This is a genomic window from Acuticoccus sp. I52.16.1, assembly GCF_022865125.1.
Taxonomy (GTDB): Bacteria; Pseudomonadota; Alphaproteobacteria; order Rhizobiales; family Amorphaceae; genus Acuticoccus.
Genome location: NZ_CP094828.1, coordinates 112255 through 134905, shown reverse-complemented (window position 1 = coordinate 134905; position 22651 = coordinate 112255). Strand labels below are relative to the sequence as shown.

Here is a 22651-nt window from a genome sequence, read left to right as displayed (position 1 = left end):
TCAGACCCGCTCGATGTCCGGAGTGCCGAAGAGGCCGTAGGGGCGGATCATCAGAATGACGATCAGCACGTAGAACGGCGCGACCTGGTACATGTTGCCCCAGTGGAGGTATTGCCCGTCGGCGAACTCGGCCATGTTCTCGAGGAGGCCGATGGTGAGCCCGCCGACGATGGCGCCGACGATGGAATCGAGCCCGCCGACGATCACCGCCGGGAACACCTTGATGCCGATGATGGCGAGCGAGTTGGAGACCGCCGAGACGAGGCCGATGACGACCCCCGCGATCCCCGAGACGACCGCCGAGATCGCCCACGCCATCGCGAACACCTGGCCGACCGAGACGCCGAGCGACTGGGCCACCTGCTGGTTGTAGGCGGTGGCGCGCATGGCGAGCCCCCAGCGCGAGTAGCGGAAGAACCAGAAGAAGAGTCCCATCACGATCAGCGACAGGACGAGGCTCATCAGGTAGGCGGTCTCGACGTTGAGGCCGCCGATCGACACCGTGCCCTGGTCGAACACCTGCGGGAAGCGGACCGCGTTGTTGCCCCAGATCCAGTTCATCAGCGCCTGCATGAAGATGGAGAGGCCGATGGTCGCCATGATGATGGAGATGATCGGCTCGCCCACCAGCGGGCGCAGCAGCACCACCTGCACGAGGATGCCGAAGAGCATCATGAAGACGAGGCTGAAGATGAAGGCGAGCCAGAAGGGCAGCCCCATCTGGATGACGAGCGACAGGCACACCCAGGCGCCCAGCACCACGAACTCGCCCTGCGCGAAGTTCACCACCTGCGTCGACTTGTAGATGAGGACGAAGCACATCGCGACGACGCCGTAGAGCATCCCCACGATCACCCCGTTGACGAGGAGCTGGACCAAGAGCTCGGTGTTCATGCCGCGGCCTCCCCGTGGGCGCTTCGTGCTTCGGGCTCGGGCGCGCTCTTCAGCGTCTCGATGGCGAGGGTCGTCACCACGCGCTGCTTCGAGCCGTCCTGGAAGTGGATCACCGTGTCGATGTCGACGTGGGGCGCGCCCGAGTAGATGGTTTCGATGATGGTCTCGTACTTCTCGGCGATGACGCCGCGGCGCACCTTCTTGGTGCGCGTCAGCTCGCCGTCGTCCGCGTCCAGCTCTTTGTAGAGGAGGAGGAATTTGGCGATCCGCTGGTGCTCGGGAAGCGTGGCGTTCACCCGCTCCACCTCCTCGCGCAGGACGTCGTAGACCTCGCGGCGCGAGGCGAGGTCGGAGTAGGTGGTGAAGGAGATCTTCCGCTCCTCCGCCCACTTGGCGAGGATCGGGAAGCGGATGCAGATCATCGCCGCGAGGTAGGGCCGGTCCTTGCCGAGGATCACCGCCTCGGCGATGTAGGTCGAGAACTTCAACTTGTTCTCGATGAACTGGGGCGAGAAGCGCACGCCCTTGGAGGTCGTCGACAGGTCCTTGATGCGGTCGATGACGACGAGCTGGCGCGCCTCGGTGAGGTAGCCGGCGTCACCGGTCTGGAACCAGCCGTCGTCGGTGAAGCTCCCGGCCGAGTCCGCCTCGTTGCGATAGTAGCCCGACATCATGTGCGGGTGCTTCACCAGGATCTCGCCGAGGCCCTCCGGATCGGGATCGCGGATCGTCAGCGTGACGCCGGGCATGGGGAAGCCGACCGTCTCGTTGTCGACCTCGCCGGCCTTGTGGATGGTGTGCGCGCCGAGCGCCTCGGTCTGGCCGTAGAGCTGTTTCAGCGGCACGCCCATCGCCTCGAAGAAGCGGAAGGTGTCGGGTCCCATCGCCGCGCCCCCGGTCGCGGCCGACTTCAGCCGCGAGAAGCCGAGCCGGTCGCGCAGGTGGCGGAAGAGGACCACGTCGGCGGCGGCCGAGCGGCGGCCGATCTCGGCGGCGGACATGCCCTTCTTCACGCCCCAGTCGTAGATCGCCCGCTTCCAGCGCGAGGTGTCCATGATGCGGGCGCGAATGTCGGCCGCGACCTGCTCCCACACGCGCGGCGAGAAGAGGACGAAGTGGGGGCCGATCTCGCGCAGATCCGCCATCGTGGTCGCTTCGTCCTCGACGAAGTTGACCGTCATGCGGGCGAGGAAATTCCAACCGACGGAGTACATCTGCTCCATCACCCACGACAGCGGCAGCACCGCCACGTACTCGTCCCCCGGCTGGCGCGGGTCGGACCTGAGGTACGTCTCGGCGTGGCCGACGAGCGCGGCCGAGGTCCACATCGCGAGCTTCGGATTGGAGGTGGTGCCGGAGGTGGTGCACAGGATCGCGACGTCCTCGGCACGTGTCGCCGCCACCATCTCGGCCCAGCGGCCGGGGTGGGCGGTGAGCGCCTCGCGCCCGGAATGCTCGAGCGTCCGAATGTCGACGAGGCGCGGGTCGTCGTATTTTCGCATGCCGCGATCGTCGGTGTAGACGATCGCTTTCACGGAAGGGATGGCGTCGCCCAGCTCCAAGAGCTTGTCGACCTGCTCTTCGTCCTCGGCGACGACGATCTTGGGCTCGGCATGGCCGAAGAGGTGGCGGATCTCATCTTCCAGCGCATCGCGGTAGACACCCAGCGACATGGCCCGGCAGGCGTGCGCGGCGACCTCGCCCCACACCCACTCCGGCCTGTTGTCGCCGATGAGGGCGACCACGTCGCCGGCGCCCAGACCGAGATTGGCGAACCCGGCCGCCATCGCCGAGACGTGGTCCTCGACCGCGGCCCAGTCGTAGGCGATCCAGATGCCGAATTCCTTTTCCCGTTGGGCGATCTCGCGCGGGTGGGCGGCGGCGTTGCGGGCGAGCAGCTTGGGCAGCGTGTCCGCTTCGGCGGCGACGGCGGGGGCGGGTCCCCAGGCGATCTCCTCGCCCTTGATCGTCAGAGCGGCCATCAGGCGGTCTCCTCGGCCAGCGCGTCGAGGACCTCGTCTTCTTCGCCGAGGTACGCCTTCTTGACGTGCTCGTCGGCGAGGACCTCGGCCGGGGTGCCGCCGGCGATCTTCTTGCCGAAGTCGAGGACGATGACCCGGTCGGAAAGGTCCATCACGACGCCCATGTCGTGCTCGATCATCATCGTCGTCATGCCGAACTCTTCCGACAGCGCGATGATGTAGCGGGCCATGTCCTCTTTCTCTTCGAGGTTCATGCCCGCCATCGGCTCGTCGAGCAGGATCAGCTCCGGCTCGATCGCCATCGCCCGCGCCAGCTCCACCCGCTTGCGCAGGCCGTAGGAGAGGGTGCCGGCCGGCTCGCCGCGCACGTGCTGGATCTCCAGGAAGTCGATGATCTCTTCCACGCGCCGCCGCTCGGCCAGCTCCTCGCGCCGCGCGCCGCCGACCCAGTAGACCATGCCCGTCAGCACGTTGTTCTTCAGGCGGTGGTGGCGGCCGACGAGGATGTTGTCGAGCACCGACATGTGGCCGAAGAGGGCGAGGTTCTGGAACGTGCGGCCGATGCCGAGCTTGGCGCGGTCGTTGATCGAACGCTTCAGCAGCGAGGCGCCCTTGTAGAGGACGTCGCCCTCCGTCGGCCGATAGCGGCCGGAGATGCAGTTCAACATCGACGTCTTCCCCGCGCCGTTCGGCCCGATGATCGAGAAGACCTCGCCCTTCGTCACCGTGAACGACACGTTCGACAGCGCCTTCACGCCGCCGAAGCGCAGGGACACGTCACGCACGTCGAGCAGCTCAGCGCCTGCCGTCAAATTCGTCCCTCCCTGCCGCGACCCTCTTTGCGGGGCTCTCGGCGTTGTGGTGCCCGTGTCGGGCGCTGGGCGAGGAGCGGCCGAAGGCCGTTTCGCCCGAATTCGAAAGGTGGCGTTCGGCACGCGCTGGCGCGCTGTCGCAAGGGGCGATGGCTGACGCTCGCCGCATGTCCGTAACGCCGCACTCGTCGGCCGGCGCGGCGCCGATCCGCCTTGCCGAGCCATTCGAGCCGCGCAACCCTGCCATGCTTGACAGCGAGGTTCAAGAGGTGAATGAACGATCGTTCACTGGATGCGAACATGCTCGACCGAAGCCAAGGCACCCGCGAGACCATCCGCCAGGCGGCCGAGCGTCTGATCGCGCGCAAGAGCTACGGCGCGGTCTCCATGCGCGATATCGCCGGGGCCGTCGGCATTCGTCAGAGCGCCATCTACAACCACTTTCCGTCCAAGCAGGCGATCCTGGCGGAGCTGATGCTCACGCACATGGAGAGCCTCCTGGAGGCCTGGGAGGAGGCGCGGCTCGACGATGCGCCCCCGGCCGAGCGGCTCGCCCAGTTCGCCCGCTTCCACATCGCCCACCACTTCGACCAGGCGACCGCGGTCTTCATCGCGTACATGGAGCTCCGCAGCCTGGAGGGCGACAACTTCGCCGCCGTCAACGCGCTGCGCCGCCGCTACGAGCTGGAGGTGCGCGCCATCCTCGCCGACGGTGTCGTCGCGGGCGCCTTCCATGTGCCGGACGTCAACGTCGGCGCGCGTGCGATCATCGCCATGCTGACGGGCGTCACCACCTGGTACCGCGAGGGCGGGCGCCTCTCGCGCGAGACCATCGGCGAGATCTATGTTGATATGACCCTGAAGAGCGTCGGCCTCGAGACCGGCGCCGGGAGGAGCCTGTGTTCGACAAATCCATGAACTTCGCCCTCGGCGAGGACATCGACGCGCTGCGCGAGATGGTGCACCGCTTCGCCCGCGAGCGCATCGCCCCGCGCGCGGCCGAGATCGACGCCACCAACGAGTTCCCGATGGAGCTGTGGCGCGAGATGGGCGAGCTGGGGCTCCTCGGCATCACGGTCGAGGAGGAGCTGGGCGGCACGGGGATGGGCTACCTCGCGCACTGCGTCGCGATCGAGGAGATTTCCCGCGCCTCGGCCTCGGTCGGCCTCTCCTACGGCGCGCACTCCAACCTTTGCGTCAACCAGATCCGTCGCAACGGCACGCCCGAGCAGAAGGAGAAGTACCTCCCCAAGCTGATGACGGGCGAGCATGTCGGCAGCCTGGCGATGTCCGAATCGGGCGCCGGCTCGGATGTCGTGTCGATGAAGCTGCGTGCCGAGAAGCGCAACGACCGCTTCATCCTCAACGGCACCAAGATGTGGATCACCAACGGGCCGGACGCGTCCACATTGGTCGTTTACGCCAAGACCGACCCGGACAAGGGGCCGAAGGGGATCACCGCCTTCCTGATCGAGAAGGGCATGGCCGGGTTCTCGACCGCGCAGAAGCTCGACAAGCTCGGCATGCGCGGCTCCAACACCTGCGAATTGGTGTTCGAGAACTGCGAGGTGCCGTACGAGAACATCCTCGGCGAGGAGGGCGGCGGGGTGCGCGTCCTGATGTCGGGCCTCGACTATGAGCGCGTGGTGCTGGCGGCCGGGCCGCTCGGCATCATGGCCGCGTGTCTCGACGTCGTCGTCCCGTACATCCACGAGCGCGAGCAGTTCGGCAAAGCGATCGGCGAGTTCCAGCTGATGCAGGGCAAGGTGGCGGACATGTATGTCGGCCTCAACGCGTGCCGCGCCTACGTCTACGCGGTCGCCGCGGCGTGCGACCGGGGTGAGACGAGCCGCAAGGATTCGGCCGGCTGCATCCTCTACGCGGCTGAAAAGGCGACGCAGATGGCGCTGGAGGCGATCCAGGCGCTCGGCGGCAACGGCTACATCAACGAGTACCCCACCGGCCGCCTCCTACGCGACGCCAAGCTCTACGAGATCGGCGCCGGCACCTCGGAAATCCGCCGCATGCTGATCGGCCGCGAGCTCTTCGCCGAGACGGCCTGAGCCACAATAGAAACGCTGCGGCACCGGCGCGAACTCCGCGCGGCGCCGCCTCCGGAGGCCCCATGTCGGTCCTGACCTCGTCCATCTCCACCCGCTCGGAAGCGTTCGCGGCCAACCGCGACGCGATGCTGGCGCAACTCGAGACCGCCCGCGCGGTCGCCGAGACGGCTATCGAGGGGGGCGGCGCGGCGTCGCGCGAGCGGCACCTGAAGCGCGGCAAGCTCCTGCCGCGCGACCGGGTGCAGGGGCTGCTCGACCCCGGCTCGCCGTTCCTCGAGATCGGGCTCTTCGCCGCCAACGGCATGTACAAGGACGAGGTGCCGGCCGCGGGTGCCATCGCCGGCATCGGCCGCGTCATGGGGCGCGAGGTGATGGTGCTCGCCAACGACGCCACGGTGAAAGGCGGCACCTATTTCCCCGTCACGGTGAAGAAGCACCTGCGCGCGCAGGAGATCGCCGAGGAGAACCGCCTGCCGTGCGTCTACCTGGTGGACTCGGGCGGCGCGAACCTTCCCAACCAGGACGAGGTCTTCCCCGACCGCGACCACTTCGGCCGCATCTTCTACAATCAGGCGCGCATGTCGGCGAAGGGGATCGCGCAGATCGCCGTCGTCATGGGCTCGTGCACCGCGGGCGGCGCCTACGTCCCGGCGATGAGTGACGAGACGATCATCGTCAAGGAGCAGGGCACCATATTCCTCGCCGGTCCGCCGCTGGTGCGCGCGGCGACGGGCGAGGTGGTGACGGCCGAGGACCTCGGCGGCGGCGACGTACACACGCGCCTGTCCGGCGTCGCCGACCATCTGGCGACCGACGATCTCCACGCGCTGGAGCTCGCCCGCCGCGCCATCGCCAACCGCACCGAGCCGCGCCCGCAGTCGGTCGTGCTCGCGGCGCCCGAGGCGCCCGCCTACGATCCGGCCGAGATCATGGGCCTCGTCCCCGCCGACCCGAAGGTGCCCTACGATGTGCGCGAGGTGATCGCCCGCGTCGTCGACGGCTCGCGCTTCGACGAATTCAAGGCCCGCTACGGCACGACGCTGGTGTGCGGGTTCGCGCATATCTGGGGCATCCCGGTGGGGATCATCGCCAACAACGGCGTGCTCTTCGCGGAAAGCTCCATGAAGGGGGCGCACTTCGTCGAGCTGTGTTCGCAGCAGAAGATCCCGCTGGTCTTCCTGCAAAACATCACCGGCTTCATGGTCGGCCGCGCCTACGAGGCGGGCGGCATCGCCAAGCACGGCGCCAAGCTGGTGACGGCGGTGTCGACGACGGCTGTCCCCAAGATCACCATGCTGATCGGCGGCTCCTACGGGGCGGGCAACTACGGCATGGCCGGCCGCGCCTACCAGCCGCGTTTCCTGTGGACCTGGCCCAACAGCCGCATCGCGGTGATGGGCGGCGAGCAGGCGGCGCGGGTGCTCGCCATCGTCCGGCGCGAGGGGATCGAGCGCAAGGGCGGCACCTGGTCCGAAGAGGAGGAGGCCGCCTTCAAGCAGCCGACCATCGACATGTTCGAGCGTCAGTCGCACCCGCTCTACGCCTCGGCGCGCCTGTGGGACGACGGCATCGTCGACCCGGTCAAGACGCGCGACACCCTCGGCCTCTCGCTCGCCGCCACCCTCAACGCGCCGATCTCCGAGACGCGCTTCGGCCTCTTCCGGATGTGAGCGCCATGAAAAAGCTCCTGATTGCCAACCGCGGCGAGATCGCCTGCCGCGTCATCCGCACCGCCCGCCGCATGGGGATCGCCACCGTCTCGGTGTTCTCCGAGGCCGACCGCGACGCGCTGCACGTCGCGATGGCCGACGAGGCGGTGCCGATCGGCCCGCCCCCCGTCGCCCAGAGCTACCTGAAGGGAGAGCGGATCATCGCGGCCGCCCGGTCGACCGGCGCCGACGCGATCCATCCCGGCTACGGCTTCCTCTCCGAGAACCCGGACTTCGTCGACGCGGTCGCGGCGGCCGGCCTCACCTTCGTCGGCCCGCCGGCCTCGGCGATCCGGGCGATGGGCCTGAAGGACGCGGCCAAGGCGTTGATGGAGAAGGCCGGCGTCGCGGTGGTGCCGGGCTACCATGGCGCCGCGCAGGACGCCGCGACGCTCGCCGCGGAGGCCGAGCGCATCGGCTACCCCGTGCTGATCAAGGCGCGCGCGGGCGGCGGCGGCAAGGGGATGCGCCGGGTGGAGCGCGCGGCCGACTTCGCCGCGGCGCTCGAAGGGGCGCAGCGCGAGGGGCAGTCCTCGTTCGGCGATCCGCACTGCCTCATCGAGAAGTACATCGAGAAGCCGCGGCACATCGAGATCCAGGTGTTCGGCGACGCGCACGGCCACGCCGTCCACCTCAACGAGCGCGACTGCTCGCTGCAACGGCGCCACCAGAAGGTGATCGAGGAGGCCCCCGCGCCGGGGATGCCGGCCGAGATGCGCGCCGCGATGGGCGAGGCGGCGGTGAAGGCGGCGAAGGCAATCGGCTACGTCGGCGCCGGCACCATCGAGTTCATCGTCGACGCCTCCGAGGGGCTGCGGCCGGACCGCTTCTGGTTCATGGAGATGAACACGCGGCTTCAGGTCGAGCACCCGGTGACGGAGCTGATCACCGGGCTCGACCTCGTCGAATTGCAGCTGCGCGTCGCGGGCGGCGAACCATTGCCGTTCGACCAGGCGGGCGTGCGCCTCGACGGGCACGCGTTCGAGGCGCGCATCTACGCCGAGGACGCCAGCCGCGACTTCCTCCCCGCCACCGGCACGCTCACCACCTTGCGCCTGCCGCAGGGCGAGGGCGTGCGGGTCGACACCGGCGTCGTCGAAGGCGACCGCATCACCCCGCATTACGACCCGATGATCGCCAAGCTGATCGTTTGGGGTCCGGACCGGGCGAGCGCGCTGGCGCGCCTGTCGCGGGCGCTGGGGCAGACGCGGGTGGCGGGGTCGGTCACTAACGTCGCCTTCCTGGCGAGGCTCGCGGCCCATCCCGGATTCGCGGCGGGCGACGTGGACACCGGGCTCATCGGGCGCGATCAGGCGGCGCTGACGGCGACCCCGGCGGCTCCGGCCGAGGCGATCGCCGTCGCGGCGCTGGCCCAGCTGGGGCGTCTCGCGCCGCGGCCGGAGAGCGGCCCGTTCACCGCGCTGGGCGGCTTCCGGAGCTGGGGCGAGGCGCGCCAGGCCGCCCGGTTCGAGGGCGCCGAGGGGCGGGTCGACATCATCGTCACCGACCGCGACGACGGTTTCGTCGTGACGACGCCGGCGGCCACCGTCCCCGTCGCGGTGATCGACGGGCGGGACCCGGACCGGCTGCGGCTCGCCTTCGTCGACCGCATCGCCACCGCCGGTATCGCGACCGAGCCGGGCGCCGTCACCGTCTTCATGGATGCCGCGGCCCACCGCTTCGTGCACTACAGCGCCGAGGCACACGCCGAGGAGGGGGCCGGGGGCGACACGGTGGCCGCGCCGATGCCCGGTCTGGTGCGTGCCGTGCGGATCGCCGCGGGAGACTCCGTCGAGGCCGGGCAGGCGCTCGTCATCCTGGAGGCGATGAAGATGGAGCACACCATGACCGCCCCGCGCGACGGCATCGTCGCCGAGGTGATGGTGGCCGAGGGGGATCAAGTCGAGGAGGGCACGCTCCTCCTCGCGCTGGAAACGGAGGCGTGATGCTGCCGCACGCCGACACCTATGCAGCCCTCGAGGCGGCGTTCCGCTGGGACATCCCGGCGCGCTACAACATCGGCGTCGACGTCTGCGACCGCTGGGCGGCGACGACGCCGGACGCACCGGCGATCATCGACGTCAAGCCGGGCGGGGCGGCGTCCATCACCACGTTCGCCGATCTGAAGGCACGCTCCAACCAGCTCGCCAACGCGCTGGCGGCGCGCGGCATCGGGCTGCGCGGCTCGCTCGGCGACCGCATCGGCGTGCTGCTGCCGCAGGGGGTGGAGACGGCCGTGGCGCACATCGCGTCGGCCAAGATGGGCTGCGTGTCGATCCCGCTGTTCACGCTCTTCGGGGTCGACGCGCTGGGCTACCGGCTGCGCGACTCGCAGGCCCGCGCCGTCGTCACCAACCGCGCCGGTGCGGCCCGGATCGCCGAGATCCGCGGAACGCTGCCCGATCTCGACGTCGTGCTGTGCATCGACGGTGCGGTGGACGGCGCGGAGGACTTCGCCGCCGCCTGCGCGGCCGAGAGCCGGGCTTACACCCCCGCCGACACGCGCGCCGACGATCCGGCGGTCCTCATCTATACCTCCGGGACCACCGGTGACCCCAAGGGAGCGCTGCATGCGCACCGGGTGCTCCTGGGCCATCTGCCGGGCGTCGAGGCCAGTCACAACCTGTTGCCCCAGCCGGGCGACCGGATCTGGACGCCGGCGGACTGGGCGTGGATCGGCGGTCTGTTGGACGTGCTGATGCCGGCCCTGCACCACGGTCTCGCGGTGGTGGCATGCCGGTTCGAGAAGTTCACCGGCGAGGCGGCGCTGGAGTTGATGGCGACGCAGGGCGTGCGCAACGCCTTCCTGCCGCCGACGGCGCTGAAGATGATGCGCCTCGTGCCGGACGCGGAGCGCTTCGGCCTGCGCCTGCGCTCCGTGGCGAGCGGCGGTGAGACGCTGAGCCCGGAACTGATCGCGTGGGGCGAGCGCGTCTTCGGCACCACGATCAACGAGTTCTACGGCCAGACCGAGTGCAACATGGTCGTGTCCTCCTGTTCGTCGCTGGAGCCGGTGGTGCCGGGCGTCATGGGCCGCGCGGCGCCGGGGCACCGGGTGGCGATCGTCGACGCTGCGACCGGCGAGAGGCTGCCGGACGGCGAGGAAGGCGCCATCGCCGTGCTGTCACCGGATCCGGTGATGTTCCTGCGCTATTGGAACAACCCCGCGGCCACGGCGGAGAAGTTCGTCAGCGGTCTCGAGGGGCGCTGGCTGCTGACCGGCGATCGCGGCCGGTGCGAGGAGGGGCGCTTCACCTTCATCGGCCGCGATGACGACGTCATCAGCTCGGCCGGTTACAGGATCGGGCCGGCCGAGGTGGAAAATTGCCTCATCTCCCACCCCGCGGTGCAACTTGCCGGCGTGGTGGGCAAGCCGGATGCGCTGCGCGGCGCGGTCGTCGCCGCCTACGTCACGCTGGCGGACGGCTATGTCCCGTCGGACGACCTCGCCAGGGAGATCGCCGAGCACGTCAAGGTGCGGCTGGCCGCGCACGAGTACCCGCGCGTCGTGCGCTTCCTGTCCGAGATGCCGCTGACCACCACGGGCAAAATCATCCGCGGCCGGTTGCGTGAGATGGCCGCCGGCGAGCCATGAGCGCGCACGCCGGCCGCTGCGCGTCGGTGTAGGACCACCCTCGGGATTTTGCGGCAGCGTCCTCCCGCCACGCATGTCGGGCCTCGGCCGGCGCGCCGCAGTCGGCGGTACAATCACACGCAGCCGTGCCGGCGCTCTGAAATATCACAATATTCACAATGATCTCGGCAAGAACGCTCAGGCGTCGACCCTTGCAGTCCCCGTTCGATTGCCACTATGTTCTTCATTGTTGAACGGATGTGACTAGTTTTTGTCGGTACGGCGTGAGCGTTACAGAGCCGGAGCGGGTCCTGCGAACGTCGGCCATGGCCCGATTCCGCGCGGGAATTCTCGGTTTCGTCTGAAAGTCGCCGCGCTCGTACCATGATTGGATCGACGGACCCTGCGGTTAGACGCGCGCGGGGCCGAGGTCTCTTGCGTTTTGTGCAGCGGGGATGTCGGTGCGCCCATATCGGCCTGTCACCGAGATATAACTAAAGCTGATATTTCTTCGTCACTCTGCTGCAAATAATATGGTATGACCTGATAACTTTAGATAGCGTGCAGAAACTATTGAAGGCTTCAGGCGTGCGGCGGCTCTCGGCGGCGCGCGTGAGGGGGCCATGGACACTCCAGGGAGGTTGCCCGTGTCCGACTTTGGCCCGTTCCAGACGGGATTGGACGATGACGGGAAGATCATCTTTCTGCCCCAACGGCGTATGCTGGATCTTTCCGCGGTGAACGGGCTGCCCTGCCCCTTCTGCCACCGCCCGGTGGGCAAGCCCGACGACGATTGCGACGGGGGCGGCTCCGCCCCGGACGGTTCCACCCTGCAATGAGGCGGGTGGGGCGCACCACGCTGTGCCTCTTCCTCGTCGCGCCCCGGGCCGACGAGCCCCCCGATGCGGCGCCGCGCGCCCCTGTCGGCGCAAGCGCCTGACGCGGCCGATCCGCCGCCGTCTATCCGCCGACGAACCCCAGATCTTCGCGCAATCGCCGCTTGAGCACCTTGCCGTTGGCGTTGCGCGGCAGCGGCGCGGCGTCGAACGAATAGCTCTCGGGCCGCTGATAGTCGGTCAGGACGGCGCAGGCGGCGGCGAGCGCCTCCGCGGTGACGCCGGCGTCGGCGTGCACCACCGCGTGGACCCGCTCGCCCAGGACCGGGCACGGCTTGGCGATCACCGCCGCCTCCCGCACTCCCGGAACGGCGAGGAGCACACCCTCCACCTCGGCGGTGTAGATCTTGTAGCCGCCGCGGTTGATCATGTCCTTCTTGCGGTCGTGAACGTAGACGAAGCCGTCCGCGTCCTTGGAGCCGATGTCGCCCGACTTCCAGTAGCGCCCGGCGAATTCGCGCGCCGTCGCCTCGGGGTTGTTCCAGTATCCGGGCGCGATCATCGGCCCGGCGTGCCACAGCTCGCCGCTCTCTCCGGCCGGCACCTCGCGCCCGTCGTCGTCCATCACCAAAATGTCGGCGCCGGGGGTGGCGAGGCCGACGCTGAGGCGCCGGCGGGCGGTCTCGGCCGGGTCCATGACGGTCATCGGCGAGGTGGTCTCGGTCGCGCCGTAGGCGTTGACGAGTTGCAGCCGCGGCAGGGCTCGGCCGAGCCGCTCGATGGTGGGGGCGGGCATCGGCGCGCCGCCGTAGCCGCCGATGCGCCAGGCGCCGAGGTCGTAGTCCTCGAGCCGGGCGCGCAGGAGGCACAGGTTGTACATCGCCGGCACCAGCACCGCGAAGCTGAGCCGCTCGCGCGCTGCGGTCTCGAGGAAATCGATCGCCTCGAACGCGCGCATCGCCACCATGCGGCCGGCGCAGGCGATGGTGGCGTGGATGCCGGCCATCAAACCGGTCACATGGCTCATCGGGACGACGAGAATGGTGCAGTCCCGCGCCGTGAGGGCGAAGAGGTCGCGGTAGGTCGTCGCCTGATGGACGATGCCGAGGTGGGTGAGGAGCGCACCCTTCGAGCGGCCGGTGGTGCCGGAGGTGTAGAGGATCGCGGCGGTCTCGTCCTCGTCGACCGGGACCGCCGCCGTGATGGGCGCGCCCGATTCCAACTCGGCGAACGGGCGGAAGCCCGGCGCGGTGCCGAGCGTGAAGCGGTGGCGGCAGGCCGGGGTCTCGTGCGCGGGCGGGACGGCGGCGGCGAACTCGTCCTCGGTGACGAGCAGGAAGGCGGCGCAGTCGTTGAGGAGGTGGCGCATCGCCTCGCGTTCTTCACGCACATTGATCGGCACGAAGATCGCGCCGAGCCGGGCGACGGCGAAGGCGAGCGCCACGAACGGCACTCCGTTGCCGAGCCGCACCGCGACGCGCGCGCCGCGGTCCACGCCCGCCGCCGCGAGCCCGCCCGCCAGCGCCGCGATGCGCACCTCCAGCATGGCGTAGGTGAGGCGCTCGGCGCCGGCGATGACGACCTCGCCGTCCGGGTTCGCCGCCAACGCGGCCGACCACAGCGCGTGGACATTGGGAAGGCGGTTGGGCCGACAGGCGACGACGCGGCCGTGGTGCAACTCCATCCGCAACGGAGGAGAGGCGGGGTGAGAGGACGGCTCGCTCATGGGTGGCTCCGGACGCGCCCGCGCGCAGCTCGCCCCGGCCAGGGTCCGCCGGACGGGGCGCCCTGCAACATGACGCATCGCCGCGAGAGGCGAATCGGCAGTGAGACGGAGATACGGAAGGTGGGATGATCGAGGTGGGCGTGGTGCGCCTCGACCGATCGTCGCGGCCGAGGCGCAGCCATGGGACGCTTTCCGTCCGTCACGCGCGCGGCTGGACCAGGTCCAGCCCGTCGCGGTTGGGTGCCACCCCTCGAGCCTGCGTCTGAGCGTGGCCGGCGCGGCGCCGTTGGCACCGGACCCGACCTCTCACCGCAGCCCCAACCCTAGACACGGCCGTTTCCCTTAAGAGCGCCGGCCCCTCCCGGCCGGTTCGTCCGCAGCGATCTAATGTCGCCGTTGAGGAGACTCTTCACCATGTTGATGCGCATCTGTCAATCCATCAATTAACGCCTTCGTCGATCGGTTAGGGGGATGGCCGGGCACGCATTTTTGGGGACGCAGGCCTGCGTCCGCCGGGCGGGCGGGTGCGTTGCGGACAGGCGGCCGGCGTGCCACTTTAAAGGCGTGGAGAGTTACGATCATACGGCGACCGACGAGTTCGGCAGCACGGGGGCCGTCGGTGAAGACGGTGCGCCCGTCACGACGCGCGACAAGCTGCTGGAGGCGGCCAGCTCGCTCATGCGCACCCGCGACACGATCGACGTTTCGCTGAGCGACATCGCGCAGACGGCGAAGGTCAACGCGGCGCTGGTGAAGTATTACTTCGGCAACAAGCGGGGCATGGTCCTGGCGCTGCTGGAGCGGGACCTGACCAATGCGGTCACGCAGCTGCGCGAACTGGTCGACATGGACCTGCGGCCGACCCTGAAGATGAAATATCATCTCTCGGCGCTGATCAAGATGTACTTCTATCGCCCCTATCTCAACCGCCTGCTCACCGCCGTCATGCGCGACGGAAACGAGCCTGCCGCGCGCGAGATCGCGCTTTCCTATTGCGCGCCGATCATCGAGGCCTACCAGCGCATGGTCGAGGACGGGGTCGCGAAGGGCGAGTTCAAGCACGTCGATGCCAAGTTTCTGTACTTTACAATCATAGGTGCGTGCGATCAGATCTTTTCCGCCCGCTACGTGCTGCGCTACGTCCACGGCATCGAGGAGGTCGACGACGATCTGCGCCGCGCCTACGCCCGCCAGGTGATCGACCTCATCATGTGCGGCCTGGTCGTCGAGGGCACGCCTTTACCGGATTGACTTAATCGGGTAATTAATCCGCCCTGTATTGGGAGGATGCGATGCTCGATACCGCGGAACGTGGGGTCTTCGAGGCCGAGCACGACGCCTTCCGCGACACCGTCCGCAAAGTCTTCGCGCGGCATCTGACCCCCAACCTGGAGCGCTGGGAACGGGACGGCATCGTCGACCGCGCCTTCTGGCGGGAGGCGGGGGCGGCCGGGCTGTTGTGCCCCACGGTGCCCGAGGCCCATGGCGGGCCGGGACTCGACTTCAGGTATAATGCCGTCGTCGCCGAGGAACTGGCCTATGCCGGATCCAGCGCCGGTATCGGCCTCCAGTCCGACATCGTCGCCGACTATCTCGTCGCCTACGGCTCGCCCGAGCAGAAGGCGCGGTGGCTTCCGGGCATGGTCTCCGGCGAGGTGATCACCGCGATCGCGATGACGGAGCCCGGCGCGGGGTCGGACCTCAAGGGCGTGACGACCGTGGCGCGCCGCGACGGCAACCACTACGACGTGTCCGGCGCCAAGACCTACATCACCAACGGGCAAAATGCCGACCTCGTGGTCGTCGTCGCCAAGACCGACCCCGACAAGGGCGCCAAGGGCATCAGCCTCATCCTGGTCGAGGCCGACCGCGACGGGTTCGCCCGTGGCCGCAACCTCGACAAGATCGGCCAGCATTCGGCCGACACGTCCGAGCTTTTCTTCGACAAGGTGCGGGTGCCGATCACCAACTGTCTCGGCGCCGAGGGCGAGGGGTTCGCGCAGCTGATGAACCAGCTGCCGCAGGAGCGCCTGTCGATCGCCGTCATGGCGCAGGCCCGGGCGCAGCGCGCGTTCGACGAGGCGGTCGCCTTCACCAAGGGCCGCGCGGCCTTCGGCGGCACGGTGTTCGACCTGCAGAACACCCGCTTCACCCTGGCGGACCTCAAGACGCGCCTTCAGGTGGGCTGGTCGCACCTCGACTGGGCGTTGGCGCGGCACGTCGCCGGCAGGCTCGATGCGGCGCAGGCCTCTGCGGCGAAGCTGTGGCACACCGAGACGCTTTGGGCGATCTGCGATGCCGCGCTGCAGCTTCACGGCGGCGCCGGCTACATGAACGAATATCCCATCGCCCGGATCTGGCGCGACGCGCGTGTCGAGCGGATCTACGGCGGCACGTCCGAGATCATGAAGGAGGTCGTCGCGCGCAGCATCTGAGCGTGCATCGAGGGGGCGGAGGGGCATCCGCCGCCGGCCGACCGGCTGACGAGAACATGCCCCGGGGGGAGAGGCCATGTTCGATCACGACGCGCTGTCGACCATCGGCACGCTGGCGCGCGAGAATGCGCGGCGGGCGCCCGGGCGCGCCTGCAACGTCTTCGAGGGGCGCACCACGACGTTCGCCGCGTTCGACGCGCACTGCGACCGGATCGCCAACGCGTTCACCGACCTTGCGGCGCGCCGGGTCGCTTATCTCGGCAAGAATTGCGACACGGTGTTCGAGGTGCTGGTCGGCGCGGCGCGGGCCGGTGTCCTGTTCGCGCCGGTGAACTGGCGCCTCGCCCCGCCCGAGGTCGCCGCGATTCTGGCGGACTTCGCGCCGCAGGTGCTCTTCGTCGGGCCGGAATGCGCCGAGGCCGTCGCCGCGATCCGCGGCCGCCTGCCCCCCGGCCTCACGCTGATCGCCATGGAAGGGGGCCACCCGCAATGGCCCGCCTTCGATGCCTGGCGCGACGCGTCACGCGCCGAGGCGCACCCGGACAGAGGCCGCGCGGGCGAGCCGGTTCTCGTCCTCTTCACGTCCGGCACCACGGGGCTACCGAAGGGGGCGATGCTGTCGCACGACAACCTGTTCGGCCAGCGGCGGCACACCCCGGCGACGCTGACCTACGACCACTGGAACGACGACGACGTCAGTCTCACGTCGATGCCGGTGGCGCACATCGCCGGGTCCGGGTGGTGGATGCTGGGCTTCGTCAACGCCTGCACCAACATCATCACCCGCGAGTTTGATCCCGGCGCGATCATCGCCATCATCGCCCGCGAGCGGGTGTCGAAGCTCTTCCTGGTGCCGGCGGCGTTGCAGCTCATCGTGCGGCACCCGGAGGCCATCGGCACGGATTTTCGCTGCGTCGACCTCATCTGCTACGGCGCGGCGCCGATGCCGCTGGCGCTCCTGCGCGAGGCGATCACCCTCATCGGCTGCGACTTCCTGCAGTGCTACGGGTTGACCGAGACCACGGGCACGGTCGCGATGCTGCTGCCGGCCGAGCATACCGCCGACGGCGCCCCGCGTATGCGATCCGCCGGGCGCGCGGCGCCGGGGTCGCAGATCAGGATCGTCGGCCCGCACGGCGAGACGCTGCCGCCGGGCGCCATCGGCGAGGTGGCGATCCGCGGGACGGCGGTGATGCTGGGCTACCTCGACAAGCCGGACGCGACGGCGCAGGTGCTGGGGCGCGACGGCTGGTTCCGCTCCGGCGACGCCGGCTACCTCGACGAGGACGGCTTCCTCTACATCCACGACCGCATCAAGGACATGATCATCACCGGAGGCGAGAACGTCTATCCGGCGGAGGTGGAGAACGCGATCTTCGGCCACCCGGACGTCGACGAGGTGGCGGTGATCGGCGTGCCGGACGAGGTCTGGGGCGAGGCGGTGAAGGCGATCGTCGCGCCGCGGCCGGGCCACGTGGTGGACCGCGAGGCCGTTCTCGCCTGGACGCGCGAACGCCTCGCCGCCTTCAAGTGCCCCAAGACGATCGACATCGTCGACGCGCTGCCGCGCAACGCCGCCGGCAAGGTCCTGCGGCGCGAGCTTCGCCGACCTTATTGGGCCGTCCAAGAGCGGCAGGTGCATTGAAATCGCCGAATGTTTCACGCGTATTGGCAGTCGGCGTGAAACGACTTATGCCTTAATCGGGCAATTAAGAAGCGAGGCATTGCGGTGGCGGAAGCGACAAGCGGGGACGCGGTCCTGATCGAGCAGCAGGGCGATGTCACGGTGCTGCGGCTCAACGACCCGAAGACGATGAACGCGGTGACCGAGGAGGTCGGCCAGACGCTGCGGCGCGCGCTGGAGGCGGCGGGGCAGTCGTCGCGCGCGGTGGTGCTGGCGGGCGGCGAGCGCGCGTTCTCTTCCGGCGCCAAGCTTTCGGCCGACTCGGGGATGGTCGAGCGCGGGGGCGACATCGGCGCCTCGCTGGAGCGCACCTTCAACCCGCTGATGCGTGCCATCCGCGACCTGCCCATCCCGGTCGTGACGGCCGTGCGGGGCGCGGCGGCGGGCGTCGGCGCGTCGCTCGCGATGGCGGGGGACATCATCGTCGCGGGCCGGTCGGCCTACTTCCTGGAGGCGTTCGCGCGGATCGGCCTGGTGCCGGACGGGGGGGCGACGTGGATGTTGACGCGCGCCGTCGGCCGGGTGCGGGCGATGGAGATGATGCTGCTCGCCGAGAAGATCCCGGCCGAGACCGCGCACCAGTGGGGCCTGGTGACTCGCGTGGTGGAGGACGACACGGTCGACGAGGTGGCGGTGGCGCTGGCGACGCGCCTCGCCGCCGGACCCTCGACCGCGCTCGGCCTGATCCGCCGCGCGGCGTGGGCGGCGTGCGAGACGACGTTCGACGAGGCGCTGGCCCGCGAGCGGGCCAACCAGCGCGAGGCCGGCCATCACCCGGATTTCGCCGAGGGTCTCGCCGCCTTCCAGGCGAAGCGCGCGGCGAAATTCGGGGCCTGACCGGACGCCGACGGAACAATCGCCGACCCCCTCGCGGAGCGGGCGGCCCAACAAGGACGAGCGCCATGGCACAGGCTTACATCGTCAGCGCGGTGCGGACCGCCGGCGGACGGCGCGGCGGCAAGCTCGCCGGCTGGCACCCGGTGGACCTCGCCGCCCGCACCATCGACTCCGCCGTCGCCCGCGCAGGGGTCGACCCGGCCGCGCTCGACGACGTCATCATGGGCTGCGTCAGTCAGACCGGCGAGCAGGGGCTCCATGTCGCCCGCAACGCCGTCCTCGCGTCGGGCCTGCCCGAGAGCGTGCCGGCGGTGACGATCGACCGGCAGTGCGGCTCCTCGCAGCAGGCGCTGCAATTCGCCGCACAGGCGGTGATGTCGGGGACGCAGGAGATCGTGCTGGCGGCGGGCGTCGAATCGATGAGCCGGGTGCCGATGGGGGCCACCGGCCGCTTCGGTCCGGCGCCCGAGCCCAATTCGCCCAAGAGCCCGAGCCTCGACGCGAAGTATCCCGGCATCGCCTTCAGCCAATTCATGGGCGCCGAGATGATCGCCCGCAAGCACGGCCTCGACCGCGAGGCGCTCGACGCCTACGCGCTGGACAGCCACCGGCGCGCCACCGCGGCGACCCGGGCCGGCGCCTTCCGCGAGGAGATCGTCCCCATCGACGTCCCCGACGGCGAGGGTGGCACCGCCCCTCACACCATCGACGAGGGGATCCGCCCCGACGCCTCCGCCGCGGCGCTCGCCGGCCTCCGGACACTGGCCGAGGACGGCGTCGTCACCGCCGGCAACGCCTCGCAGATCTGCGACGGGGCCTCGGCCGTGATGGTCGTCTCCGAGCGAGCGCTGGCGGACCACGGGCTGACGCCGCTGGCGCGCATCCACTCCTTCACGGTGACGGCCGGCGACCCGGTGATCATGCTGGAGGAGCCGTTGTTCGCGACCGGAAAGGCGTTGAAGCGGGCCGGCCTGCGGATCGACGATATCGACCTCTACGAGGTCAACGAGGCGTTCGCGCCGGTGCCTTTGGCATGGCTCGCCCACACCGGGGCGGACCCGGCGCGGCTCAACGTCAACGGCGGTGCGATCGCCCTCGGCCACCCGCTGGGCGCCTCCGGCACCAAGCTGATGGCGACGCTGGTGCACGCGTTGCGGGCCCGCGGCGAGCGCTTCGGCCTGCAGACGATGTGCGAGGGAGGCGGGCTCGCCAACGTCATGATCGTCGAGGCGGCCTGAGCCGATGCGAAGAGGCGGCGAGCGGCGCCGCCCCCCGGTCCTGGATCAGCGCCAGAGGGAGACGCAGGGGATCTTGCTGCGGTCGCAGCGGTCGGCGTACCTGCGCGCGATATCCGTGACCTCGGCCATCAGCCCGTTGGCGAGCGTGATCGGTTCCAGGCCGAGGTTCAGGAACCGGTCGTGCTCGACGTGCAGCTCGTTCTCCGGCGCCTCGTTGCGCGGGTTGTCGAGGTAGGCGATCTCGACGCCGGTCTGGTCGGCGATCATCTGCGCCAGGTCCCGGATGCGGTGCGTCTCGGTCATCTGGTTGAGGATGTTGACGCGCTCGCCGGCCTGCGGCGGGTTCTCGATCGCCAGTTCCACGCAGCGGCAGGTGTCGCGGATATGGATGAAGGCGCGTGTCTGGCCGCCGGTCCCGTGGACGGTGAGGGGATAGTCCACCGCCGCCTGCATCAGGAAGCGATTGAGGACGGTTCCGTAGTCCCCGTCATAGTCGAAGCGGTTGATGAGACGGTCGTCCGATGAGGTCTCGTCGGTTTGCGTGCCCCAGACGATGCCCTGGTGAAGGTCGGTGATCTTCACCTTGTCGTTCTTGTTGTAGTAGAAGAAGAAGAGCTGATCCTGGGTCTTCGTCATGTGGTAGATCGAACCCGGATTGGCCGGGTACAGGATCTCCTGATCGGTCAGGCCGTGGTCGGTGTCCACCTTGATGCGCAGATACCCTTCCGGGATCTTCATGCCGGCGGTGCCGTAACCGTAGACGCCCATCGTCCCGAGGTGGACGAGGTGCACGTCGATGCCCGACTCCACGATGGCGCACAGGACATCGTGCGTGGCGGTCAGGTTGTTGCGCACGGTATAGCGCTTGTGCATGGCCGACTTCATCGAGTAGGGCGCGGCGCGCTGCTCGGCGAAGTGGACGATGGCGTCCGGCTTCTCCTCGATGATGAGCGACAGCAGCCGGTGGTAGTTCTCGCCGACCGTGAAGTTGACGTGACGGATCGTCTGTCCGCTGACGTCTTTCCACGCCGCCAACCGTTCCGACAGGTGGCAGATCGGTGTCAGCGATTCGACCTCGAGCTCGACGTCGATCTTCCGGCGGGAGAGATTGTCGACGATGATGACCTCGTGACCCCGCTTTGACAGGTGCAGACTTGTGGGCCAGCCACAGAATCCGTCACCGCCGAGGACGATGATCTTCGCCATGAAGAAGTGCTCCGAACAAGGGTCAGGCGACCTGGTGGGGAGGAGGCGGCGCCGTGAGGCAGCGTGCGCCGCGAGGTGATGGCCTTACACGCAAACGATAGGAAAGTTAAAGGGGTGGAATGGCCGCCATGCAAAGGTGCCTCGGCCGCGCCTCGCTGTTGGCCGGGAGCAAGACCTTTGCTACGGGAACTCGGGTCTGAGGAAGGTTGATGGCATGACGGTCTACCCCGTGATCTTGGCCGGCGGAAAAGGGACGCGTCTGTGGCCGCTGTCCCGCGCCGACAAGCCCAAGCAGTTTCTCCCGATGCACGGGGAGCATAGTCTCTTCCAGCGCACGGTCGAGCGGCACCGGGGGATGGACGGGGTCGGTCATCCGGTGATCGTCTGCGGCGCCAACGACCGCTTCCAGGTCGACGACGGGCTCACCGCCCTCGGCGTGACCGACGCCACCGTGATCATCGAGCCGGCGCCGCGCAACACCGCTCCCGCCATCGCCGCCGCCGCCGAGGTGCTGCTGCGCGAGGATCCCGAGGCGATCCTCTTCGTGCTGCCGTCCGACCACCTCATCACCACCGACGATGCCTATTTCCGCTCGGTCGAGGCCGCGTTCGCCGCCGCGCGCGCCGGCAAGATGGTGACCTTCGGCATCCATCCGACGCACCCGGAGACCGGATACGGCTACGTGCAGTCGGGCGAGGGGAGCGAGCTGGTGCGCCCGGTGAAGTCGTTCGTCGAGAAGCCGCCCGCGGCCGAGGCGGCGCGGATGGTGGCGGACGGGTCGTATTTCTGGAACGCCGGCTTCTTCGCCTTCGGCGCGCGCGCGCTCCTGGACGAGCTGACCACCCACACCCCCGCCGTGGTCGCGGCGGCAACGGCCGCGGTCGACGCGGCGCAGGGCGAGCCCGGCTGCATCGACCTGGCGGCCGGCGCCTGGTCGCAGGCGCCCGACATCTCGATCGACTACGCCCTCTTCGAGCTGACCGACAAGGCGGTGATCGCGCCGATCTCGTGCCGCTGGTCCGACGTCGGCTCCTGGCACGCCTACTGGGAGAGCCTGGAGAAGGACGGCGACGGCAATGCCGTGCGCGGCAAGGCGGTCACGGTCGACACCAAGGACTCGCTGATCGTCTCGCAGCGGGCCGACGTGGTGGCGTTGGGGCTGGAGAAGATCGCCATCATCGCCGCCGAGGACGCCATTCTGGTCTGTCCGCTGGACCGCTCGCAGGACGTGAAGTCGGTCGTGACGCTCCTGAAGGAGCGCAAGCGCAACGAGCTGCTCGACGTATCGCCGACGGTGAACCGCCCCTGGGGCGGCTACACGTCGATCATGAACGGGCCCCGCTTCCAGGTGAAGCACCTGTTCGTGTCGCCGGGCAAGCGGCTGTCGCTGCAGAAGCACCATCACCGCGCGGAGCACTGGGTCGTGGTCCGCGGCACGGCCGAGGTCACGATCGACGACAAGGTGATCACCCTGTCGGAGAACCAGTCGACCTACCTGCCGCTCGGTTGCGTGCACCGGCTCGCCAATCCCGGCCGCATCATGCTCGAGGTGATCGAGGTGCAGACCGGCTCGTACCTGGGCGAGGACGACATCGTGCGCCTTCAGGACGAATGGGGCCGCACCTGAGGCCGGCGGCGCCCCACCCAGGGCGCCA

At 69.2% G+C, this 22651-nt stretch carries 17 protein-coding genes; 12 read left to right on the top strand and 5 right to left on the bottom strand.

Annotated elements, in window-relative coordinates; all coding sequences use genetic code 11:
* The 3 genes from MRB58_RS00615 to MRB58_RS00605 are packed head-to-tail and all read right to left on the bottom strand — an operon-like array spanning position 1 to position 3688.
* Positions 1–894: a branched-chain amino acid ABC transporter permease gene (locus tag MRB58_RS00615; protein ID WP_244779712.1), complete on the bottom strand. Its 894-nt coding sequence runs from the start codon at positions 892–894 to the stop codon at positions 1–3.
* Positions 891–2876 carry an AMP-binding protein gene (locus MRB58_RS00610; RefSeq protein ID WP_244779711.1) on the bottom strand — a complete coding sequence of 662 codons (1986 nt, stop codon included), beginning with the start codon at positions 2874–2876 and terminating at the stop codon, positions 891–893. Before MRB58_RS00610 ends, MRB58_RS00615 begins: the two co-directional genes overlap by 4 nt.
* Positions 2876–3688, bottom strand: coding sequence for an ABC transporter ATP-binding protein (locus MRB58_RS00605; protein ID WP_244779710.1), 813 nt, complete (start codon positions 3686–3688; stop codon positions 2876–2878). The genes MRB58_RS00610 and MRB58_RS00605 overlap by 1 nt, the downstream gene beginning before the upstream one ends.
* Positions 3689–3961: 273 nt before the next feature.
* Here MRB58_RS00605 and MRB58_RS00600 point away from each other — a divergent pair, with 273 nt between their 5' ends.
* From MRB58_RS00600 to MRB58_RS00575, 6 genes are all read left to right on the top strand, one after another.
* Positions 3962–4606: a TetR/AcrR family transcriptional regulator gene (locus MRB58_RS00600; protein ID WP_244779709.1), complete on the top strand. Its 645-nt coding sequence runs from the start codon at positions 3962–3964 to the stop codon at positions 4604–4606.
* A complete protein-coding gene (locus tag MRB58_RS00595) occupies positions 4603–5751 on the top strand; it encodes an isovaleryl-CoA dehydrogenase (RefSeq protein ID WP_305853224.1) in 1149 nt (382 codons plus the stop codon). The genes MRB58_RS00600 and MRB58_RS00595 overlap by 4 nt, the downstream gene beginning before the upstream one ends.
* Positions 5752–5813: 62 nt before the next feature.
* Positions 5814–7421, top strand: a complete 1608-nt coding sequence (locus MRB58_RS00590; protein ID WP_244779707.1) for a carboxyl transferase domain-containing protein — start codon at positions 5814–5816, stop codon at positions 7419–7421.
* 5 nt (positions 7422–7426) lie between these two features.
* Positions 7427–9406 carry an acetyl/propionyl/methylcrotonyl-CoA carboxylase subunit alpha gene (locus MRB58_RS00585; protein WP_244779706.1) on the top strand — a complete coding sequence of 660 codons (1980 nt, stop codon included), beginning with the start codon at positions 7427–7429 and terminating at the stop codon, positions 9404–9406.
* The gene (locus tag MRB58_RS00580; protein ID WP_244779705.1) at positions 9406–11055 is read left to right on the top strand and encodes an AMP-binding protein; all 1650 of its coding nucleotides are present in this window, start codon (positions 9406–9408) and stop codon (positions 11053–11055) included. The genes MRB58_RS00585 and MRB58_RS00580 overlap by 1 nt, the downstream gene beginning before the upstream one ends.
* A gap of 626 nt (positions 11056–11681) precedes the next feature.
* On the top strand, positions 11682–11873 hold the full coding sequence (locus tag MRB58_RS00575) for a hypothetical protein (RefSeq protein ID WP_244779704.1): 192 nt from the start codon (positions 11682–11684) through the stop codon (positions 11871–11873).
* A 121-nt stretch (positions 11874–11994) separates the two neighbouring features.
* Here MRB58_RS00575 and MRB58_RS00570 read toward each other — a convergent pair whose 3' ends face one another.
* Positions 11995–13596 (bottom strand): class I adenylate-forming enzyme family protein, encoded by a 1602-nt coding sequence (locus MRB58_RS00570; protein ID WP_244779703.1) that lies wholly within the window; start codon positions 13594–13596, stop codon positions 11995–11997.
* Positions 13597–14160: 564 nt separating this feature from the next.
* On the opposite strand from MRB58_RS00570, the gene MRB58_RS00565 reads away from it, so the two are divergent.
* The 5 genes from MRB58_RS00565 (at position 14161) to MRB58_RS00545 (ending at position 19790) form a co-directional block, all read left to right on the top strand.
* The gene (locus MRB58_RS00565; RefSeq protein ID WP_244779702.1) at positions 14161–14847 is read left to right on the top strand and encodes a TetR family transcriptional regulator; all 687 of its coding nucleotides are present in this window, start codon (positions 14161–14163) and stop codon (positions 14845–14847) included.
* 41 nt (positions 14848–14888) lie between these two features.
* Positions 14889–16031, top strand: a complete 1143-nt coding sequence (locus MRB58_RS00560) for an acyl-CoA dehydrogenase family protein (RefSeq protein ID WP_244779701.1) — start codon at positions 14889–14891, stop codon at positions 16029–16031.
* A gap of 76 nt (positions 16032–16107) precedes the next feature.
* A complete protein-coding gene (locus MRB58_RS00555; protein WP_244779700.1) occupies positions 16108–17676 on the top strand; it encodes a long-chain-fatty-acid--CoA ligase in 1569 nt (522 codons plus the stop codon).
* 84 nt (positions 17677–17760) lie between these two features.
* Entirely contained in the window at positions 17761–18552 is a 792-nt protein-coding gene (locus MRB58_RS00550) for an enoyl-CoA hydratase-related protein (protein ID WP_244779699.1), read from the top strand.
* A 65-nt stretch (positions 18553–18617) separates the two neighbouring features.
* On the top strand, positions 18618–19790 hold the full coding sequence (locus tag MRB58_RS00545; RefSeq protein ID WP_244779698.1) for an acetyl-CoA C-acetyltransferase: 1173 nt from the start codon (positions 18618–18620) through the stop codon (positions 19788–19790).
* A 45-nt stretch (positions 19791–19835) separates the two neighbouring features.
* Here the strand turns inward: MRB58_RS00545 and MRB58_RS00540 are convergent, their stop codons facing one another.
* Positions 19836–20996 (bottom strand): NAD-dependent epimerase/dehydratase family protein, encoded by a 1161-nt coding sequence (locus MRB58_RS00540; RefSeq protein ID WP_244779697.1) that lies wholly within the window; start codon positions 20994–20996, stop codon positions 19836–19838.
* 214 nt (positions 20997–21210) lie between these two features.
* Between MRB58_RS00540 and MRB58_RS00535 the strand changes: the two genes are divergently transcribed.
* A complete protein-coding gene (locus MRB58_RS00535; protein WP_244779696.1) occupies positions 21211–22623 on the top strand; it encodes a mannose-1-phosphate guanylyltransferase/mannose-6-phosphate isomerase in 1413 nt (470 codons plus the stop codon).
* Positions 22624–22651: the final 28 nt, after the last annotated feature.

Coding starts and splice junctions, on each gene's coding strand:
- MRB58_RS00615 (WP_244779712.1), bottom strand. CDS start 894: ATGAACACCGAGCTCTTGGTCCAGCTCCTCGTCAACGGGGTGATCGTG.
- MRB58_RS00595 (WP_305853224.1), top strand. CDS start 4,603: ATGAACTTCGCCCTCGGCGAGGACATCGACGCGCTGCGCGAGATGGTG.
- MRB58_RS00535 (WP_244779696.1), top strand. CDS start 21,211: ATGACGGTCTACCCCGTGATCTTGGCCGGCGGAAAAGGGACGCGTCTG.
- MRB58_RS00560 (WP_244779701.1), top strand. CDS start 14,889: ATGCTCGATACCGCGGAACGTGGGGTCTTCGAGGCCGAGCACGACGCC.
- MRB58_RS00570 (WP_244779703.1), bottom strand. CDS start 13,596: ATGAGCGAGCCGTCCTCTCACCCCGCCTCTCCTCCGTTGCGGATGGAG.
- MRB58_RS00585 (WP_244779706.1), top strand. CDS start 7,427: ATGAAAAAGCTCCTGATTGCCAACCGCGGCGAGATCGCCTGCCGCGTC.
- MRB58_RS00600 (WP_244779709.1), top strand. CDS start 3,962: ATGAACGATCGTTCACTGGATGCGAACATGCTCGACCGAAGCCAAGGC.
- MRB58_RS00580 (WP_244779705.1), top strand. CDS start 9,406: ATGCTGCCGCACGCCGACACCTATGCAGCCCTCGAGGCGGCGTTCCGC.
- MRB58_RS00590 (WP_244779707.1), top strand. CDS start 5,814: ATGTCGGTCCTGACCTCGTCCATCTCCACCCGCTCGGAAGCGTTCGCG.
- MRB58_RS00555 (WP_244779700.1), top strand. CDS start 16,108: ATGTTCGATCACGACGCGCTGTCGACCATCGGCACGCTGGCGCGCGAG.
- MRB58_RS00610 (WP_244779711.1), bottom strand. CDS start 2,876: ATGGCCGCTCTGACGATCAAGGGCGAGGAGATCGCCTGGGGACCCGCC.
- MRB58_RS00545 (WP_244779698.1), top strand. CDS start 18,618: ATGGCACAGGCTTACATCGTCAGCGCGGTGCGGACCGCCGGCGGACGG.
- MRB58_RS00540 (WP_244779697.1), bottom strand. CDS start 20,996: ATGGCGAAGATCATCGTCCTCGGCGGTGACGGATTCTGTGGCTGGCCC.